General features: G+C 72.3%; 17 protein-coding genes and 2 tRNA genes. 5 read left to right on the top strand and 14 right to left on the bottom strand.

Translation table 11 applies throughout. The features are described 5' to 3' along the window. Positions 1–4 precede the first annotated feature (4 nt). Positions 5–859, bottom strand: a complete 855-nt coding sequence (locus Q0795_RS11790; protein WP_298889879.1) for an ABC transporter permease — start codon at positions 857–859, stop codon at positions 5–7. After that, positions 856–1800 (bottom strand): ABC transporter ATP-binding protein, encoded by a 945-nt coding sequence (locus tag Q0795_RS11785; RefSeq protein WP_298889878.1) that lies wholly within the window; start codon positions 1798–1800, stop codon positions 856–858. The genes Q0795_RS11790 and Q0795_RS11785 overlap by 4 nt, the downstream gene beginning before the upstream one ends. Before the next feature lie 131 nt (positions 1801–1931). Between Q0795_RS11785 and Q0795_RS11780 the strand changes: the two genes are divergently transcribed. The 3 genes from Q0795_RS11780 to Q0795_RS11770 all read left to right on the top strand — a co-directional run bounded on the left by Q0795_RS11780 (position 1932) and on the right by Q0795_RS11770 (position 2324). Continuing rightward, positions 1932–2008: transfer RNA gene (locus Q0795_RS11780), tRNA-Ile, on the top strand. A gap of 40 nt (positions 2009–2048) precedes the next feature. Then, positions 2049–2180, top strand: coding sequence for a DLW-39 family protein (locus Q0795_RS11775; RefSeq protein WP_298889877.1), 132 nt, complete (start codon positions 2049–2051; stop codon positions 2178–2180). A gap of 71 nt (positions 2181–2251) precedes the next feature. After that, positions 2252–2324: transfer RNA gene (locus Q0795_RS11770), tRNA-Ala, on the top strand. Positions 2325–2461: 137 nt separating this feature from the next. On the opposite strand, the gene Q0795_RS11765 is transcribed toward Q0795_RS11770, so the two are convergent. The 3 genes from Q0795_RS11765 to Q0795_RS11755 form a co-directional block, all read right to left on the bottom strand. Further along, entirely contained in the window at positions 2462–3658 is a 1197-nt protein-coding gene (locus tag Q0795_RS11765) for a Fic family protein (protein WP_298889876.1), read from the bottom strand. Positions 3659–3776: 118 nt separating this feature from the next. Continuing rightward, positions 3777–5090 (bottom strand): HipA domain-containing protein, encoded by a 1314-nt coding sequence (locus tag Q0795_RS11760; RefSeq protein ID WP_298889875.1) that lies wholly within the window; start codon positions 5088–5090, stop codon positions 3777–3779. After that, the gene (locus Q0795_RS11755; protein WP_298889874.1) at positions 5087–5353 is read right to left on the bottom strand and encodes a helix-turn-helix domain-containing protein; all 267 of its coding nucleotides are present in this window, start codon (positions 5351–5353) and stop codon (positions 5087–5089) included. The genes Q0795_RS11760 and Q0795_RS11755 overlap by 4 nt, the downstream gene beginning before the upstream one ends. A 234-nt stretch (positions 5354–5587) precedes the next feature. On the opposite strand from Q0795_RS11755, the gene Q0795_RS11750 reads away from it, so the two are divergent. Continuing rightward, positions 5588–6394, top strand: a complete 807-nt coding sequence (locus tag Q0795_RS11750) for an SDR family oxidoreductase (protein WP_298889873.1) — start codon at positions 5588–5590, stop codon at positions 6392–6394. 157 nt (positions 6395–6551) lie between these two features. Continuing rightward, a complete protein-coding gene (locus Q0795_RS11745; protein WP_298889872.1) occupies positions 6552–8846 on the top strand; it encodes a cell wall-binding repeat-containing protein in 2295 nt (764 codons plus the stop codon). An 18-nt stretch (positions 8847–8864) separates the two neighbouring features. Here the strand turns inward: Q0795_RS11745 and Q0795_RS11740 are convergent, their stop codons facing one another. The 9 genes from Q0795_RS11740 to Q0795_RS11700 all read right to left on the bottom strand — a co-directional run bounded on the left by Q0795_RS11740 (position 8865) and on the right by Q0795_RS11700 (position 18904). Continuing rightward, positions 8865–10427, bottom strand: coding sequence for an SPFH domain-containing protein (locus tag Q0795_RS11740; RefSeq protein ID WP_298889871.1), 1563 nt, complete (start codon positions 10425–10427; stop codon positions 8865–8867). Between the two features lie 172 nt (positions 10428–10599). Next, positions 10600–11586 (bottom strand): alpha/beta hydrolase, encoded by a 987-nt coding sequence (locus Q0795_RS11735; RefSeq protein WP_298889870.1) that lies wholly within the window; start codon positions 11584–11586, stop codon positions 10600–10602. A gap of 5 nt (positions 11587–11591) precedes the next feature. Continuing rightward, complete coding sequence (locus Q0795_RS11730) at positions 11592–11903, bottom strand: AzlD domain-containing protein (protein ID WP_298889869.1); 312 nt, start codon at positions 11901–11903, stop codon at positions 11592–11594. Continuing rightward, positions 11900–12601: an AzlC family ABC transporter permease gene (locus tag Q0795_RS11725; RefSeq protein ID WP_298889868.1), complete on the bottom strand. Its 702-nt coding sequence runs from the start codon at positions 12599–12601 to the stop codon at positions 11900–11902. Before Q0795_RS11725 ends, Q0795_RS11730 begins: the two co-directional genes overlap by 4 nt. Positions 12602–12703: 102 nt before the next feature. Next, positions 12704–14695, bottom strand: a complete 1992-nt coding sequence (locus Q0795_RS11720; RefSeq protein WP_298889867.1) for a cell wall-binding repeat-containing protein — start codon at positions 14693–14695, stop codon at positions 12704–12706. Positions 14696–14827: 132 nt separating this feature from the next. Further along, positions 14828–15388 carry an NYN domain-containing protein gene (locus Q0795_RS11715; protein ID WP_298889866.1) on the bottom strand — a complete coding sequence of 187 codons (561 nt, stop codon included), beginning with the start codon at positions 15386–15388 and terminating at the stop codon, positions 14828–14830. A 33-nt stretch (positions 15389–15421) separates the two neighbouring features. Next, positions 15422–16612, bottom strand: a complete 1191-nt coding sequence (locus Q0795_RS11710; RefSeq protein WP_298889865.1) for an alpha/beta hydrolase-fold protein — start codon at positions 16610–16612, stop codon at positions 15422–15424. Beyond that, positions 16609–17697 carry a hypothetical protein gene (locus tag Q0795_RS11705; RefSeq protein WP_298889864.1) on the bottom strand — a complete coding sequence of 363 codons (1089 nt, stop codon included), beginning with the start codon at positions 17695–17697 and terminating at the stop codon, positions 16609–16611. Before Q0795_RS11705 ends, Q0795_RS11710 begins: the two co-directional genes overlap by 4 nt. Beyond that, positions 17687–18904 carry an ATPase gene (locus Q0795_RS11700; protein WP_298889863.1) on the bottom strand — a complete coding sequence of 406 codons (1218 nt, stop codon included), beginning with the start codon at positions 18902–18904 and terminating at the stop codon, positions 17687–17689. Before Q0795_RS11700 ends, Q0795_RS11705 begins: the two co-directional genes overlap by 11 nt. Positions 18905–18946 lie beyond the last annotated feature (42 nt).

The following is an 18946-nucleotide window of genomic DNA, read 5'->3' as shown; positions in this document are numbered from 1 at the left end:
GCGGTCAGTAGCCCTTCGCCAGGACGCGCTCACGGGCCGCCTGGACGGTGCTGCCGGACTGCCGCCGCGCCATCCGGCGCAGCAGGACCGGGGCGACGAGCAGGCCGACGACCGCCCACCCGAGGATGACGAGCAGCGCCAGCCCGAGCCGGAACTCGCCCCCGATCTCGGCCGCAGCCGCCTCCTGCGGCAGCAGGACGGAGCGCACCGCGACCCCGATCCAGTAGAGCGGGCTGCACTGCGCGGCCCACTGCAGCGGCGCCGGCCAGCCACCGACCGGGTAGAACACCCCGGAGAGGGCGGCGACGGCATACATCGCCATCATCGCCCACGCGAGGCCGATCATGGTGCGGAAGACCGAGCCGAGCACCGCCCCCCACGGGAGCATGGTCACCACCCCCAGCAGGAAGACGACGAGCAGCAGCACCCACCCGAGGACGTCGTCGGGCATGACGTCGGGCAGGAAGATCGCCGCCCCGACGATGGCCGGCAGCATGGGGATGAGCGCGTCGAAGGGTGCGACGAGGATCTTGGCGAGCAGGTGGCCCGTCATGCCGTGGGGCACCGCCTTGGCGCGGAGCAGGGTGCCGTCCTCACGCTCGGCCTGCAGCTCGCCGGCGACCCCGAGGACGGCCGCCGAGATGACGCCGAAGGCGAGGAAACCGCTGAAGATGTAGCCGGTCGCGCCGACCTGGGCGACCCCGAACTCGGCGTCCCGCAGGAACCACAGCACGAGGAGGACCAGGAGCGAGACGACGACGACGCTCAGGCCGGCGGGTGAGGTGTACTTGCGGACCAGCGTGATGCGGGCCTGCCGCGCGGCGGACCGGACGACGGCGGTCGGGATGGCCGTGGTCATCGCAGGGCCTCCAGGGCGGTGGTGGCCAGGTCGCCTGCGTGGTCGCCGACGTGGTCGTCGGTCTCGGAGCGGCGGACGATGTCGAGGTAGATGTCCTCCAGGGAGGCGGCGCGCACCTCGAGCACCTCGACCTCCCCCGGGCGGGTGGCCAGCAGGTGGGCGAGGTATGCCGTGGGGTCGGCGTCCGCGTGCACGGTGACCTGACCCGTCGCCCGGTCGCGCCACCGCACCTCGCTGGACCGCGAGAGCTGGTGCCGCAGGGCGTCCGGGGTGCCGTCGGCGACGATGCGGCCCCCGGCCAGGATGAGCAGGCGGTCCGCGATCTTCTCCGCCTCCGCGAGGTCGTGCGTGGTGACCAGGACGGTCGTCCGCAGGTCGGCGAGATCCGCGACGAGGTCGTGGATGTCCCGCCGGCCGGCCGGGTCCAGGCCGGTCGTCGGCTCGTCCAGGAAGAGCAGCTCGGGACGCCCGACCAGACCGATGGCCACGTCCAGGCGACGGCGCTGGCCACCCGAGAGCTTGTCGATGCGTCCGTCCGCCTTCGGAGCGAGCCCCACACGGGTCAGGAGCTCCTCGGTCGACCAGGGCCGGGGCACCTCCGTCGTGGCGTAGGGGGCGTAGTAGCCCCCCATGACCTCGATGAGGTCGCGCACCTTCCAGGTGCCGTGGTCGCGCCAGCTCTGCAGCACCACGCCCACCCGGGCCCGCCAGGACTCGGGGGCCGTCGCCGGGTCCTCGCCCAGCACGCTGACCCGGCCGGCGGAGGGCTGGCGGAAGCCCTCGAGGATCTCGACCGTCGTCGTCTTGCCCGCGCCGTTGGGGCCCAGCAGGGCCACCACCTGACCCGAGGGCACCTCGAGGTCGATGGCGTCGAGGACCAGGCGGTCCCCGTAGGACATCGTGAGGCCGTGGCAGGTGATCGCCGGAGGCGAGGACGACATGGAAGAAATGTAGTAGACCTACTATCTTCTGTTCAAGACCTGCTACGGGCGACCTCCGGCAGCAGACGGGTGTTTTGGCGGCGCTCCGGAGCGTGAGGTAATCTCGACCGTCGCGTGCCTCGCACGTGCCCGGGCCTATAGCTCAGTCGGTTAGAGCGCTGTCCTGATAAGACAGAGGTCACTGGTTCAAGTCCAGTTAGGCCCACCACCCACCTGCGTCGTCGCCGAGATCAGGAGTTGATCGACAGATGAAGCGCTTCCTCATGGTGGCCGCCGCCGCGGCCGGCCTCGTGGCCCTCAAGCGGATGCAGGACCAGCAGGCCGAGCGCGACCTGTGGGCCGAGGCCACGGACGACGTGCCGGGCCAGCCGGGTCAGTAACCCCCTTCCCGCCGGACCCCGCTCCCGCTGTCGGACGCGGCTGCGCGGCGGTCGGACAACTTCATACCCTCGGGGGCGTGGCGCAAGTGGTAGCGCACCTGCTTTGCAAGCAGGGGGTTAGGGGTTCGAGTCCCCTCGCCTCCACCGAGTGACGACAGAGGCCCTTCCCGCTCGGCGGGGAGGGCCTCTGTCGTGCCCGTACCCCAGGAAAGTACGGCTGCAAACGCGGCGATCACGGGCCTGACCTGCAGGTATGGGGTGACGTGCGTGGTGCAACGCCGTCAAGCACTGAGAAGGACGTCGAGGACGGCAGGGGCGAAGAATCGGCGGCGGTAGGTCTCACCCGTTGACGAGAGGACGCCGAGGTCGACCAGCTGACCGACGAGGCCGTTGGCCCGGCCGTAGGAGAGCTCGAGGTCGCGTTGGACCTGCCGCACCGTGAAGGAGGGGTGTGCGACCGCGTAGTCGACGAGGGTGTGGGCCTTGTCCGCGCGGAGAGACGAGGCGCGAATCCTCTCCTTCAGTTCGGACTGCACATCGACGAGCCTCAGCATCTGCCCATGGGTGGTCTGAGCCGACTCCTCGAGCCCCTGGGCGAAGAAGGAGATCCACTGGTCCCACTCGCCGGCGCAGCTCACCGCCAGGAGGCGGTCGTAGTACTCGGTGCGTCGTGCCTCGAACCAGGGCGACACCGTCAGCGTCGGCTCGCTGAGGATCCCATGGGTGTAGAGCTGCAGGACGATGAGGAGGCGGCCGATACGCCCGTTGCCGTCGTGGAACGGGTGCAAGGTCTCGAACTGATAGTGCGAGAGCGCCGAGACGACCACCGGGTCCATCGTGTCCTTGTGGTCCGTGGCCATCCAGCGCACCAGGTCGCGCACGTTCGCCTCAAGGTCCAGTCCGGGAGGAGGGGGAACGAACCGGGCGGCCTTGACCGGGAGCTCGCCGACGACAGCCGTCCGGCGTTGCCCGATCACGACCTGGATCGTCCTGATCTGCCCGGACGAAGGGCTCTCTGCTGGTGTGCCTCGAACCAACGTTTGCTGGAGCTCGGCGAGCATGGGGACGGATAACGTGCGCCCTTCGTTCACCCAGCGGAGGGCCAGGTCGGCCATCGTCACGAAGTTGAGCACCTCGCGCATCGTGAGGCTCACCGGACCTTCATCATCGGCAGTCAGCACCGCGTGCAGTGGCTCGTAGGTGCCCTCTAGCGCCGAGGTGCTCTGGGCTTCTCTCTGCAGTGAAGGTCGCCGGAGCAGCTGGGGGTTGGGCAGTTGACGCGCTGTGCTGTCCAGTGCCGCGAGGGCAGCGCGCGCGTTGGCGACTCGCATCCATGTCTGATAACTCAGGTCGGGCAGGTCCTCCGTCAATGGCGCGGGAACGAAGGCGGAGTGTGTCCACTCCCCGGATCGTGGGTCGACACCCGAGATCGGCACGAGGGTCCCGGTTCTTTGGTTCCCGAACATTTTGACGTCCACAATGTCAATCTACACGGACATCACAGAAACTTCGTCGGTGTGATTTGCAGTAAGCGCACATGTCTTGCCCACAGCAGCAGTGATGCGGTCGTTCCCGGCAGGAGTCCTGTTCACAGCCCTAGTCAGCCGAGTTCTGGGTGGCCTGGGACGCGCGCGGAAGGCGCGGAGCCCGCGGGTGGACCTGCCGAGCGACGGCAGTGGCGACACGGCGGGCATCGTCGGCGAAGGGCGCGGGTGCGGCCTCCGCCGCTGCGAGGACTGCTTCGGGCAGGCCTGTGCGCAGGCGCTCCACGCGGTCCACGGTCTCGGTCGCCTTCAAACCTAGGGAGAGACCGACGGCGACCCAGTCCTCGACGGTCACGTCGCGGACGAGCCAGGTGCGCCCCACCTTCATCGAGCTCCGCACCGCCTCGCCCCTCTTCAGGTACGGCGCGTAGGACGCGACGTCGTAGAGGGGTGCCAGGGCCACCCGTGGCCCGCGCAGGAGCAGGGAGTAGTTCTTCGCGTGTGCGTCGGTCCCGCCCACCAGGACGTTGAAGGCGAAGGCGTCGAAGAACGCCGACCGCACGGCATCGCGGTCCGCGAGGGCCAGCGTCGACAGGAGTGATGCGACGTTCTTGACGCTGGGGCCGCCGTCGGACTGGTACTTCTTGATCGGTGGGTAGCTCATCGCCTGCAGCAGGTCTTCCTGATGGAGGCGCAACCAGATCCCGTCCTGTCCGCGACCGCGGTCGTAGCGGGTAGAGACCAGCGTCTTGGCCCCGCCGAGGTCGACCAGGTCCACCCGGGCGACGCGCAGGCCCAGCAGACCCGCGGCACGCAGGCAGACGAACTCGTTGACGTGCAGGTCCTCGAAGCGGGTGCCGGCGCGGGTCGGCTTGAGGATGTGCGTCGTCGGCGTCGCGTCCTGGGGAACACCCCACCCGCCGTCGTCCAGGTGGTGCAGCGCCACCTTGTTCTGCGCTCCCGCCAGGCTCCATCGTCCGGAACCGGCACCGACGTCCCAGCCGTGGTCCCCGACCGTCAGGCGCAGAAGAAGACCCGAGAGCTCGTCATCGGTGAGCCGGCGGACGTCGCCCGAACGCCGAGCTGCATCCGGTGGGTCGACGTCGACGGGGAGCACCTGCACGGCCCCCGCGGCATCGCGTCCGACGTGCCGGAGCAGGGCGAACGGGTTGCGCGGTGACACCTCGAACCTACGAGCCCACTCCTCCCGCACGGCGAGGTTGTCCGGGAGGAGCCCCTCGAGCCAGGCGGCGACGACACGGTTCGAGTGCCGCGACCCACTCAGCGGCATCGACAGCGAGAGCGGCGTGGGGTTGGCACGGGCGGTGTAGGAACCGTCGTAGGCAAAGGCGAGCGCCCCACCAGCGGTCTGCGCCAGCTGTCCGGCGAGGACGCCGTCGAGGTAGACGTTCAGGAATGCCGTCATGAGCCGTCCTCGAAGAGACCGGCGAACGGGTCATCGTCCGTGGCCTCGGCCACGGGGGTGGTGACCAGGTCGACCGCGAGTCCGAGCGCGGCAAGGACGTCGAGCACCTTGCCCATCTCGGCGGATGGACCCTTCCCCGCTTCCACGCGGGAGAGCCACTGGCGGGAGACCCCCGCCCGGTCCGCGAGAGCCTGCTGACTGAGCCCGGCCTCCCGGCGTGCTCGGCGCACCGCCGCACCGACGTCTCGGACCGTCCTGAGCATGCGACCCACCCCTACGCTCCGGGATGTCACACCTGGGTGACAGATGTCGCGTGTGTGCGACATTTCTGAATGTCACGGTACCACGACATTCTGGTTTGTCGTCGAACCATGACTTTTGCGTTGGACGCGTAGGGGTGACGCATCGGGATGACGTCCTCGCGGATCGCGCAGCTGACGCACACGTGCACCAGGTCGCGAAACTCTCGCGCCCCGCCGGGGTGACAGGATGGCGGCATGAGCTCCCATCCCTCCCGCGGCGTCCTGGTCACCGGCTCCTCCCGGGGCGTGGGGGCCGCGGTGGCTCGCGCCTTCGCGGCACGAGGCGACCGGGTCGTCGTCCACTACCTGGGCAGCGAGGCGGCCGCGCACGAGGTATGCCGTTCCCTCCCGGGCGACGGGCATGCCGTCGTCCAGGCGGACCTCGCCGACCCGGACGGCGTCGAGCGGCTGGCGACCGAGGCGGTCGAGGCGCTGGGCCGGGTCGACGTCCTGGTCAACAACGCGGCGATGCTCGCCGCCCCGGGGGAGGGCAGGGGCCGGCGCGGCGACCACCCGCTGGAGGAGACCTCATACCCCGAATGGGTGCAGATCTGGCGGCGCACCCTGGAGACCAACCTGCTCGGCCCGGCCCACCTGACCTGGCAGGTGGCCCGCCACATGATCGACGTGCCGCCCGCGGACGGCGTCCCCGTCGGACGGATCGTCAACGTCGGCAGCCGTGGCGCCTACCGCGGCGAGCCGGACATCCCGGCCTACGGCGCGAGCAAGGCGGGCCTGCACTCCTTCGGCCAGTCGATGGCGCTGCGTCTGGGACGGCACGGGATCGCGGTGACCTCGGTCGCACCGGGCTTCATCGAGACCGAGATGGCCGGCTACGCGCTGGCCGGGGACCGGGGGGCGGCCACCCGGGCGCAGAGCCCCTTCGGCCGGGTCGCTCAGCCGCACGAGGTCGCCGATGCCGTGCTCGCCCTCGCCGATCCGCGGGCGGAGTGGGCCTCGGGGGCGGTCCTGGACCTCAACGGGGCCAGCCACCTGCGCTGACACCCCGCCGGCCGGTCGGGCCCCTGAGCTCGCCGAACGCACCTCGAGAGGGTGGTGCAGGTTCGGTCGCGCACAGGCTCTGTCCATCCTGGGCGCGGAGTGCCACACTGAGGAGATCGGCGACCTCGTGGGCCGCCGGGAGGACAAGGAGTCCGTGATGCTCCTTCGACGGTTCTCGACAGCCGTGGTGGTGGCTGGCTCCGCGCTGGCCCTCGCGCTGGGGCAGGTCCCTGCCCAGGCCGACAGTGCTGGTGCTGCGCGTCCGGCGGTGTCGCCCGCAGTGTCGGCTGCAGCACCGGTCCTGTCCCAGCTGCCCCCTCCCCAGCCAGGCGCCGAGGTCTACCGCCGTCCCGTGGACGGTTCGTACACCATCAGCGGCCGCGGCTTCGGCCACGGCATCGGCATGTCCCAGTACGGCGCGCACGGCGCCGGCCTCGCCGGGCTGAGCCACACCCAGATCCTGAGCTACTACTACCCGGGCACCCGCCTGGACACGCTCACGTTCGGGCCCATCCGCGTCGGCATCACCGTCGACGACGACGGGGGCACCCGCGTCGCCCACCGATCCGGCCTCCGGGTCGGCAACGCGGCGACCAGCACCACGACGTATGCCCTGCCCTCCGGTCGCGCCCAGTGGCGGGTGCTGGCCACCGGCGCCACGGCCTCCACCTGCGTGCTGCAGGGCCGGGTCGACGGGGTCTGGTCGACGACCTGGCCGTCCGGGCTGTCCCGCTCTTGCCCGTTGACCTTCAGCTCGCCCACCGACGGCAGCGTGGACCTCTTCCTGCCCGACGGCTCGCGGCGGGTCTACCGCGGGGTCCTCACGGCGGTGCACACGGGCTCGTCCGACCTCACCACCGTCAACCGGGTGCCCATGCAGTCTTACCTGCGCTCGGTCGTGGCCTCGGAGATGCCCGCCTCCTTCCACGCCGCCGCCCTGCGCAGCCAGGCCGTGAGCGCGCGGACGTATGCCGCCCGTGGGGTGGGTGGGACGGCGATCTACGACACGTGCGACACGGTGGCCTGCCAGGTCTACCGGGGCAGAGGGGTGCGGACCAGCGGCGGTGGGATCACCTCCTACGAGCACCCCAACACCGACGCCGCGGTCGGCGCCACGGCGGGCCAGGTGCTCAGCTACCCGTTCGGCACCGGCCGGGCGCTGGCCACGACGATGTTCTCCTCCTCCTCGGGTGGCTACACCGCACCCGGCTCAGCGGCGCACCCCTACCTCGCCGCGCACCGGGACGCCTACGACGGCGTCGCCAACAACGCCCGCCACACCTGGACGGGAGAGCTTCCCGTCACGACCCTGCAGACGACGTTCGGGATCGCGTGGGTGGAGCGGGTGCAGGTGCTCAGGCGCGACGGCTTCGGGTCCTTCGGCGGGCGCATCGTGACCGCCCGCGTCGAGGGCTACAACTCGGCGGGCACCTACACCTACCGGGACGTCACCGGCCCGGACCTCCGCTTCGCCCGGCCCTACCCGACGCACAGCAACGGGCTGTCCTCGCACTACTTCACCTTCGTCGCCGAGCCCACGGTGAGTCCGGCCACCCGGATCGCCGGCGCCAACCGCTACGCCACCAGCGCGGCGGTCTCCCGGGCCTGGCCGACCGGGGTGTCCGTGGCCTACGTCGCCTCCGGGCGCGACTTCCCCGACGCGCTCACCGCCGCCGCGCGCAGCGGCGTCCCGGACGCGCCCCTGCTCATCACCGACCCCACGTCGCTGCCCCGCGAGACCGCTCAGGCCCTGACCCGGTTGCAGCCCGAGCGCATCATCGTGGTCGGAGGCACCGCCGCGGTCTCGGCCGGGGTGGCCGCCCAGCTCACGCCGTATGCCGGGAGCGGTGTGGTGCAGCGCATCGGTGGTGCTGACCGCTACGAGGTCGCCGCCAACGTCGCTGCGGCCTACCCGGCCGGGGTGCCCCGGGTCTACCTGGCCAGCGGGCAGGACTACCCGGACGCGCTGGCCGGCGCCGCGCTGGCCGCCCACCAGGGAGCTCCCCTGCTGATCACCAGACCGACCCGTCTGCCCACCGCCGTGGCGGAGCAGCTGGAGCGCCTCTCCCCGGGACGGCTCATCGTGCTCGGTGGGAGCGGCGCGGTCTCGGACGCGACGGCGCGGGCCGCCGCGACCTCCGGCGGCACCGGGACGTTCACCCGGGTCTCCGGGAGCGACCGCTACGCCACCGCCCAGGCGGTGTCGCGCTCCTACCCGGCCGCCACGACACGCGCCTACGTGACCTCGGGCACGGCCTACCCCGACGCGCTGGTGGCCGCCGCCCGCGGCGGTCGGCAGGGCGCACCGCTGCTCCTGACCCGGCCGACCAGCGTGCCGTCGGCCACGACCAGCGCGCTGCGGCGGCTCACCCTGTCGTCGATCTACGTGGTGGGCGGGTCCGCCGTCGTCAGCGACCGCGTGGTGGCCGAGCTGGGGCTGACGCTGGAGTGACCCAGGTGAGCCGCCCGGTCAGCCGTCCACGGTGCTGTCCGCCGCCTCGACCGTGCCCGACGGGACGACCTCGTCCGTCGGCCGGTCGTCCGCCGACCGCCCGGTGCGCAGCATCTGCAGCAGGTCGATGCCGGTCTGTGACTTCAGCTGCTTGGCCAGCTCCTGCACCCCGGTCGAGACCTGGCCCGACAGCCGGGAGGTGCCGTCGCGGTCGATGACGGTGATGTCGTCGATGCTGCCGAGGGCGTCGGCGTAGGGCTGGGCCATCTTGGGCAGCGCGTCGAGCACCATCTGCAGGCGCGCCGACTCGGGGAAGGTCTGGTAGGCGTCGGCCTCCGCCTTGATCGCGGCACCCCGTGCCTCGCCCTTGGCGCGCTCGGCGGCGGCCTCGGCCTCACCGCGCGCCTGCACGCCGTCGGCCTCGGCGCGCGCCTGCGCGAGAGCACCCTCGGCGCCCCGCTGCTGCTCCACCAGGGCGGCCTCGGCCCGGGCGCGCAGGGCCGCGGCCTCCGCGTCGGCCTGCGCGGTCGTGCGCTGCGCCTCGGCCTCCGCCTTGCGGATCGCGGTGGTCTTGGCGGCCTCGGCCTCCTGCTCCGAGGCATACTTACGGGCGTCCGCCTCCTGGGCGGCTTCGTACTTGCGCGCCTCGGCCGGCTTGCGCACCTCGGTCTGCAGCTCCTGCTCGCGCAGCGCCGCCCGGCGCTGGGCCACCTGCTCCTGCTCGACCAGCACCGACTGCTGCGCCTCGGCCTCGGCGCGCTCCTTCGCCGCCCCGGCCTCGGCCTCGGCCGTGGCGGTCTCCCGGGCGATCTGCGCGTTGCGCAGGGCCAGCGCCTTGTCGGACTCCGCGATCTGCACGGCGGACTCGTTGGAGCGCTCGGTGCTCTCCTGCCGGGCCTGCGCCTCGGCGATCTCGGCGTCCCGCGCGACGGCGGCGGCGCGCGGCCGCCCCAGGTTGCGGATGTAGTCGCCGGAGTCCTCGACGGTCTGGATCTCGAAGTTCTCCAGGATGAGCCCGCGCTCGGCCAGCATGGGGACCGCGATGTCCTTGACCTCCTTGGAGAAGTCCTGCCGTTCGTAGAGGATCGACTCCACGGTCAGCGTGCCCGCGATCGTGCGCAGCACACCGACGAGCACCTCGCTGGTCTGCTGCTCGATGACCTGTTCCTGGCTGCGTCCGGCGAAGCGCTGGGCCGCCGCGCGCACCATCCGCTCGGTGCCACCCACCTTGACGACGGCGATGCTGCGCAGGGTCACGCCCACACCGCTCTTGGTGGTGGCGTCCTCGGCCGTGACCGGGAAGCTCTGCGAGGCCAGCGACAGCCGGGCCACCTGCTCGAAGATCGGCTTGACGAAGGTGCCGCCGCCGATGACCACCCGCTGGCCGGACAGGTCGGTGGTCTCGTCCCCGGTCTCCGGGTTGATGACGGGGGTGCCGCTCTTGCGACCGGTGATGATGAGCGCCTCGTCCGGGGTAGCGATCTTGAACCGCACCTTGGCGTAGACGAACGCGACCACCCCCAGGACGACCAGGGCGATGACGATCGCCGCGACGATGAGGACGGGGCCGGCGAGATCCATGGGGCTCCTTCGGGACGACGTGTGCAGCAGCGGGGCGGGCTGTGGCCCTGTCGTGGACGCCGAGCCCCCCGGTCGACCGTCCCGTCAGCCTGCACGGCGTCGGGCGGTCCCCTTCACCCTATCCAGAGGAGCCGGCGCGACGGGGCAGCTCAGGCCGCCAGTCGCACCGGTCTCACGACCCGGCCGCAGCCTCCAGCAGCGCCAGGCTGGCCTCGACGATCTGCGCCTGCGCCTCGGCCCGGCTCGTGCGGGGTACGCCGTCGCCCGGCTGCTCGCCGTAGTCCCCGAAGAAGGCGTGGACCCCGCCGGCGACCTCGACCACCTGGGCGTCCGGCGGCAGGTCGGCCAGGCTGGCCTCGATGTCGGCCGGGGTGGCGAGGCCGTCCTCGCTGCCGGACACCGTGGCGACGGCCAGGTCCGTGCGCCCGCTCAGGTCGTCGAGCGGGCGGGACGCCCAGAGCAGCAGCCCGTCGACCTCGTCGGGGTGGTCCGCGGCATACGTCGAGGCGACCACGCCGCCGAGGCTGTGCCCGCCGGTGACCCACGTCGTGATCTCGCGATGGTCCTCCAGGACCCGGCCCGGTGCGGCGGCGGCGGTGAAGCCGATGTCGAAGGGTTGCTTGACGACGACGACCAGGTGGCCGTCCGCGGCGATCTCGGTGAGCAGCGGGAGATAGGCCCGTGGGTCGACCCGTGCGCCCGGTTGGAAGACGAGCCCGGCCGCCGGTGCCTGCGCCGTCTGGGTGAGCGTGATCCGCGTGAGCGAGTCGGCGACCACCACCTCGGACGTGCCCTCCACGAGGGCGACGGCCTGCGGGCTGGCGGCGAAGGGCCGCAGCCAGGCGAGGACGCCCAGCACGAGGACGCTCAGGACGACGGCCACCGTGCCGACCACGACCCGCACCCAGCCCGCCTGGCGGCGGCCCCCACGTGGCGGGGCGTCGCCTCTGGTCTCGATCCGGCCCCGTCCCCGGCTGGCGCGGAGCCCGGCGGCGAGCAGCAGGACGCCGACGACCGCGGCGAGCGAGACAGCGACCGGGTAGGCCGGGTGTCCGGCCAGCAGGACCCCCGCCCGGGTGAGCCAGATCCACGCGGGCACCAGGACCCACAGCCCGCCCAGGACGAGCAGGAGTGAGGGCGTGCCCCGAGAGCGGGTCATACGGGTCACGGTAGACCCGCGAGCCGGCCGAGCGCCGCGGCCGTCGCGCCCACCACGACGACGAGGAGGAAGGGCGCGCGCAGGAGCAGCGCCACCACGGCCGCCCCCAGGGCCAGCAGCCGGGAGTCCAGGGCCAGCGCCTGGCCGTCCGCCACGGCGTTCATCGTCACCAGGGAGGCCAGCAGCCCGACCGTGATGCACCCCGAGACCCGGACGACCGCGGGCGAGCCGAGCAGCCGTTGCGGCACGAGGTAGCCGCTGAGCTTGGTGAGGAAGGCGAGCCCGCACGCGGCGAGCAGCCACAGCCATACCGTCATCGCGCGGCCACCTCCTCGGGCGCGCGCTCGCGCCCCCACCACCCGACGAGGGCGGCGACGGCGGCCGCCACGAGGATGGGGATGCCCGGCGGCACCAGAGGTATGCCCAGCACGGTCACCACCGCGCAGACCGTCGCGATCGCCCAGGGCTCACGTCCGCGCAGGCGCGGCCACAGCAGCCCGAGGAAGGCCGCCACCGCGGCCCCGTCCAGGCCCCACCGCCGCGGGTCGCCGAGCGCGTCCCCGGCCAGGGCCCCGAGGAGGGTCATGAGGTTCCACAGGACGAAGACCCCGACGCCCGCGGTCCAGAAGCCCCGGCCCTGCTCGGCCCGGTCGTCCTGCCCCAGCGCGATGGCCGTCGACTCATCGATCGTGACCTGCGCGGCCGCGAGCCGGCGCCAGCCCCGAGGCCGCAGCAGGGTGTTGACCTGCATGCCGTAGACCCCGTTGCGCAGCCCCAGCAGCGTGGCTGCACCCGCGGCCGAGGCGGGGCTCCCGCCCCCGGCCAGCACCCCGATGAAGGCGAACTGCGACCCGCCGGAGAAGAGCAGCAGGCTGAGCAGGCAGACCTCGGGCACGCCCAGGCCGCTGGCCGTGCCGAGCGCGCCGAACGACACGCCGTAGGCCCCGGTGGCCACCGCGATGGACAGCCCCGCCCGGGTCGCCGGGCTGGTCCGGACCAGCTCGCGCACGTTCACCACGCCATGGTGCCTCCTCCTCGGGGCCGGGGAGGAAGGGACCCGGGGTGGAGAGGCGGCGCCTGGGGCGGATCCGGGTGCCGTCTCTCCACCCCGGGAGTCTCAGCAGGTGGTGGAGCCCGCGTCCCAGGAGAGGACGCCCGACCCACCGGCGAGCCGGGAGAGGCGGATGTCGAGGGCGTCGTAGACCTCGTCCACCGAGTTCGTCCGGCAACCCTTGCGCACCAGCAGCAGCGGGGCCGAGCGGTCGGCCGCCAGCTGGGTGCCGGCCATCGCGTCCACCGGGGCGTCGCCGGCCGCGAGGACCGCCGTGGTGGAGTGCTCGAAGGCGTCCATGGCGATGAGGGCGCTCGTCTGGTAGCGGTTGCCGCCACCCAGCCGCTCGATGCTGGCGCCGGGCAGCAGCCGCTGCGTCTGCCGGACCACCGACTCGGCGACGGCGCCCGTCCCGCCGAGGACGACCACGCGTTGCGGGGCGAGCTCGGCGAGCCGGGCCGCGGTGACCGGCGGCAGCGTCGTCGTCCGGGTGAGCAGCATCGGTGCCTCGACGTGGGCCGCCGCCGCACCGCCCCCCAGGGCGTCGGTGAGGTTGGTGCCGCTGGCGAGGTAGACCGTGCCGCCGTGCCACTCCTGCTCATAGCTCAGCTGCACCGCGGTGTCGTAGCGGTCCGTGCCCGACACGCGGCGCACGGCATACCCCTGCGCCTCGAACGCCCGCCCGACGGCGGGGGTGACGGCCTTGGTGCCCCCGACGAGGACGACCTCCAGGGCGCCCATGTCCTCGAGCACGTCCATCGTGGACGGCGGGACCGCCTCGGGCCGGGTCAGCAGGACGGCGGCGTGCCCCTTGCTGGCGACCGGGCCGACGCCCAGCGCGTCGGCGATCTCCTGGCCCTGCGTGACGTAGGCCGTGTCCACGCCGTAGGGGGCGCCCTCGTGGGCGAGGCCGGCGGCGACGTCGTAGCGGGTGGAGCCACCGATCCGCTGCACCGCGGTGCGGTCCAGGCGCTGCTCGGCCGCGACCATGGTGCGCAGCGCGCCGAGCATCTGGTACATCTGCCAGCCGGGGCAGCTGGTCGCGTAGACGTCGCGGTGCCCGTGCAGCGTGGACAGGGTACGGGTCCAGCCGAGGTAGGCGTTGGTGTAGCGCTGCTGCTGGCCGACGTCGGCCCCGTGCAGGTTGAGCACCCACCCGGCCGTCCGCGCGAGCCCGGCGAGCTCGGCCTGGGGGACCGGGCTGATCTCGTGGTTCCCGAGCGAGCTGAGGCCGAACCAGTCGTAGTTCATGCCGTAGGAGTGCGCGCCCTGGACGTTGTTCTCCAGCCCGCCGGAGCGGCCCTCCCAGACGCGTCCGTAGCGGTCGACCATGGCGTTGTAGCCCACGTCGCGCCAGTCGAGGGTGTGCGCGTGGTAGCGGTAGACCGCGCGCAGCATCGCCGGCACGTCCTCGGCGGCGTAGTAGGCGTCGGTCGCGGTGTGGTGCAGGGTGATGCCCATCTTGGCCGAGGTGCGGATGGGGCCGGCGCTGGGGATGAGGTCCATGCCCTGGGCCCAGTCCTTGCGCCGGGCGACGACCAGGCCGTCCGGCTCGGCGTCGGGCACCGGCAGCTCGGCCACGGTCGCGGCGTCCTGCTCGGTGACGTAGGTGGTCCAGCTCTCGATGCGCGCGTCCTGGGTCTCGCCGGAGAGCTCCACCTGGACCCGGTCGGCGTCGAGCAGCACGGTGCCCTCGGTGCCCCAGTCGCCCTCGGCCTTCTGGGCGTCCTCCTCGGGGCCGGTGGCGAGACCGTCCTCGAGGGAGGTCCACTCACCCCAGGCCCCCTCCTGCTCCACCCGCATCCGGGCCCCGCCGTCTTGCGGGCCCGACCAGCGCACCCCCACGACGGTGACGGCCCGCTCGTCGACGTCCAGCGTCCCGCGCAGGACGTCGGCACCCTCGGCGGACGTGGTCTGCGGCACCGGGTCGAGGGCCACCGTGCGGTGCTCGGGGTCCGCGGAGGGCTCGTCGGCGAGGGCGGCGCCGACGCCGACCCCGGGCACGACCAGGGCCATCGCGGTGAGCGCGGACAGCACGAAGCGACGGGCAGAGGGCATGGCGGATCTCCTTGACCGGAGACGTCCGGCCGCGACTGACTGCATCAGAGGGACGCAGTGACAGTAACCTCAGGCGTCACTGATGTCACTACTCTTTACCCAATGCATACCTTCTGATCTGCGGCGACGTCGTTACTGCAGGAACTGCGCCGGGTCGAACTCCGCGATCGGGATGATCCGCAGGCGCGGCAGCGGGGCGTTGAAGGCCCGGGTGTCGTGCTCGAGGTCGAAGAACTCCATGCCCTGGTGCACGAGCTGCTGGAAGCCGGCGTTGCGGAACTCCTCGAAGGCGATGAGACCGACCCGGCGGGTGCCGTCGATGAGCGGGGTCACCGTCTCCAGGAAGTCCCCGTCGTGGCTGACGAGCATGACGTCGTCGGTGCGGGTGTGCAGCGCCTCCAGGGTGCGCTGGATGGCGATGTCGACGACCTTCTCCTCGGCCGTCCCGGACAGCGGCACCGGCGTGTAGCCCAGGGCCCGCAACGCCTGGACGAAGGACATCGGCAGCCCGCTGCTGGCGTTGAGGAAGAACAGCCCCTTGGCGCTCTGCCCCCACGTCTCCTGGGTGAAGGTGAGCAGGCGGTCCCACCGGGGCCGCTCGTCCGGGTGCGGGCGCCGGCCGAGGATGGAGTTGCCCAGGGTGGCGTCGATGTTCTCCCCGTCGACGAGGAGATAGGTGATGCGGTCAGCCATAGCGAACCTTCGTCTTTCTTCTCATGTATCGATTTATTCGTAGACAAGCTTCTGCGGGCCCGGGAAGATCCACGACAAGCCGTCGCGCAGCCGGTCCCGCCAGTTCTCCCAGGAGTGGCCGTCCCGCGACTCGACGTACTGCACCCGGGCCCCGGTGGACTCGAAGACCGGCACCATCGAGCGGTTCGGCACGATGAGCGGCTCGTAGACGCCACAGGTGATGAACATCCGCGCGGCCACCCGACGTGGGCGCTCGCGGTAGCGGTTCATGAACGTCACCACGGGGTCGAAGGCCGGCCCGCCGCCGTGGTCGGAGCCGATGTCGGTGAAGACGAAGGACCCGGACTGCAGGAAGAGGTTGTCCCAGACGCCGGGGTTGCGGGCGGCGGTGGACAGCGAGGCGACCGCACCGAAGCTGGCACCCATGAGGCAGCGGGCGTCCGAGCGCCGGATGAGCGGCAGCTGCTCCTCCAGGGCCGGCAGCAGCTCGGTGGTGAGGTGGCGGGCGTGCGGGGCGGAGTTGGGGTACTCGCGCAGCCGGTCCCCGGGGTTGGTGAAGACCACGATGGTCTCGGCTATGTCCAGGTCGTGGATGAGGTTGTCGAGCACCGTGCGCATGGCGGCGTAGTCGAGGTAGTCGTCGCCGTCGTGCACGACGAGGAGCGGGTAGCGGCTGCTGCGGCGGAACCGTGCCGGCAGGTAGACCCGGGGGTGGGTCGCTCGACGCAGCGCCTTGCTCTGGACGGTGAGGGCGACGAGCTCGCCGGGCCGGGCGTCCGGCTGCGGGGTGACCCACTCCGGGGTCTGGTAGCCGGCGGCCTGGCAGACGCTCGAGGACCCGACGGGGCTGTGCGCCACGTGCGGGTTGAGCGGGTCGTTGAAGGTCTCCACGGCCTCGCCCTGGCGGACCTCGATCTGGTACTCCACCCGCGACGCCGCCGGCAGCTCGATGGTGACGTACCAGAGCGGGGTGGTGCCCTCGGGCACCTCCAGCCGCTTCATCGGCACGTGCTGCGGCTGGTTGACGATGCGGTGCCGGACGGCGACGCCGTCGGCCTGGCCGCGGTAGAGGAAGGTGCACTTCGGACCCTCCACGATCGGCACCTCGCGCTCCGCCAGGAACCTGTCGATCACCTGCTCGTCCAGCCGGCGGGCGCGCAGCGCGTTGATCGCGAGCTTGCCCTTGTGCCGGGGGGGCAGGGGGTATGCCGTCTGCTGGCTCACGCGTCCTCCTCCCCGGGGGTGGTGGAGGGGCCGGCGGAGGGGCCGGCGGTGGACGCGACGGCGACGGGCGCGGCATACCTCGTCGCCGTGCCGTCCGGCCCGAAGACCCGGGTGCCCTCGGGCACCCGGCCGTCCGCGGTGAGCGTGACCCGGTCACCGGGGTCCAGGGGCAGCGCCACCCTCGGCTGGCACCGGTGGGTGAGGGTGCGCATGCGGTCCGGGTCCTTGATGTCGAGCCGGTCGGTGGCGGAGGGCAGCGCGACCAGGCCGCGGGTCAGGCCGAGCCCGTCCATGAGCACCTCGGCCACCCCGGGGGCCACGACCGAGTCGTCGTAGAACAGCACGACCCGCTCGGTGATCGCCATCGCGCCGGCACCCCAGGCGAGGACCGGGCGGTCGACGCGGGCGTGGACCCCCCCGGGCTCGCGCGGGTCCGGCACGGCGGTGGCCAGCACCGGGGCGAGGTTGAACATGTGCAGGGTGCCGAGGAGCACGCCGACGTGCCCGCCGGCGATGACGACGGCCTCGCACTCGCCGACGAGGCGGCCTACCTCGTGCCGGCCCCGCACGACGGGGTCCCGGTGCTGCGGCTCGTGGGTCGCGAAGAACTCGTCGTTCACCTCCGCGACCCGCTGGACGTGCCGCTCGTCCAGCTCGCGGATGATCTCGAGGACGTCCTCCACGGCCATCCGGTGCACCCGGGCGTCGCGCGGATGGTGGCCCCGGATCCGCGTGCAGGCCTCGACCGCCTTCTGGAGCCCGATGAGGTAGAGCTCCTGCATCTCGGTGAGGACCTGCCGGCGCTGCCGGTCGGCGTGCTCCAGCTGGGGGTCCTCGTCCCAGATCTGCTGCATGCGCTGCCACAGACCGAGGTTGACGCACCGGCCGCCGAGCTGCTCGACGAGCACCGTGTCGTCGCGCTCGCGGTCGCGCCACCCGGCGGTGATGGTCGCCACGCGGGCACCCTCGAGCCCGAGGGAGCGCATCACCTCGTCGACGACGGGGTCGCGCTGGGGGCCCAGCAGGGTGATCCGGTGGTCGGTCGCACCGTGGCCGTCGCCGTCGGCGGAGCCCTCAGCGGGCATACACATGCACCGTGCGGCCCACGTCGTCGAGCATGTCCCGGAGCACGTCGAAGTCCGGGTGCCGCATCCGGATCCACGCGTTGGCCATGAAGCCGGCCTCGACCGGCTGGGTGCCGGTGCCCGCGACCGGGACGTGCGCGTCGATGATCCACCGGCCGTAGCGGTTCTCGACGTCCTCCAGCCCGCTGTAGCCGCTGATGACACCGTCCCGGTCCGGGCGCAGCGCGACGATGCCCGCGCTGTGGCTGCGGCTGGGACGCTCGCGCACCTCGCCGTGGACGACGGACTGGGCCCATGCGGCATACACGTCCATGTCGTTGGCCGCGCAGTAGAGGTCCCAGCAACCGACCCCGGGCGGGCGGCAGCCGATCTCGGAGAAGATGAGCCCGCGCGGCCCGTGGAACCACTCCATGTGGGTCGCGGACGTGCCGATCCCGAGCGCCTCGTTGACCCGGTGGCCCATGGTGCGGATCTCGTCGTAGAGCCCGCCGTCGTCGATGCGGTTGGTCGCGACGAACTGCGGAGAGATCCACCGCGATCGCATACCTTCCAGCACCCCGGGGAAGTAGTGGGAGGCGAAGTCGAGCTCGATGCGGCCGTCGACGGAGACGGTGTCGTAGAACCCTTCGTGCCCCTCGATGAACTCCTCGACCGCGATCGAGGAGTAGCGGCCCATGCGCCCCAGCGCCGCGGAGAGCTCGGTGTCGGAGCCCACGCGCACCGTGTCCGCGGCGCCCGCGGCGTCCCGCGGCTTGAGGATGAGCGGGTAGCCGACGGCGGCGGCGAAGTCCCACACCTGCCCGGCGTCGTCGGCCCCGGTGGACCGCGCGGTCGGCACGCCGGCCGCGCGCAGCGCCTCCTTCATCGAGGGCTTGTCGCGGCACAGCCAGGTGGTGCGCACCGAGGTGCCGGGTATGCCGAGGTCCTCGCGGACCTGGGCGGCCACCATCTGGTGGGACTCGATGGTCGACTCCATCCGGTCCACCCACACCATGCCCTGGACACGGCGCACGGCCTCGGTCATCTGGGCCCGGTCGGTCACCGACCCGACCTGCTCGTAGTGGACCATCCAGGACGTCAGCTGGTCGTCCAGGTAGTCCAGCGGGGTCTCGCCGATGCCGATGACGTTGGCGCCGGCCTCCGCCAGGGCCCGGGCGAACTCGCGCTGGTTCTTCGGGAAGTGCGGCTCCACGAGGACGATGTTCACGCCCCTGAGCCTGCCACATCCGGGCGGCGGGCGGGAGTGCTG

It is taken from the genome of uncultured Serinicoccus sp. (assembly GCF_947487915.1).
Lineage (GTDB): Bacteria > Actinomycetota > Actinomycetes > Actinomycetales > Dermatophilaceae > Ornithinicoccus.
Note: the sequence above shows the minus strand (reverse complement) of the source record. Positions and strands in the feature narration are given on the sequence as shown.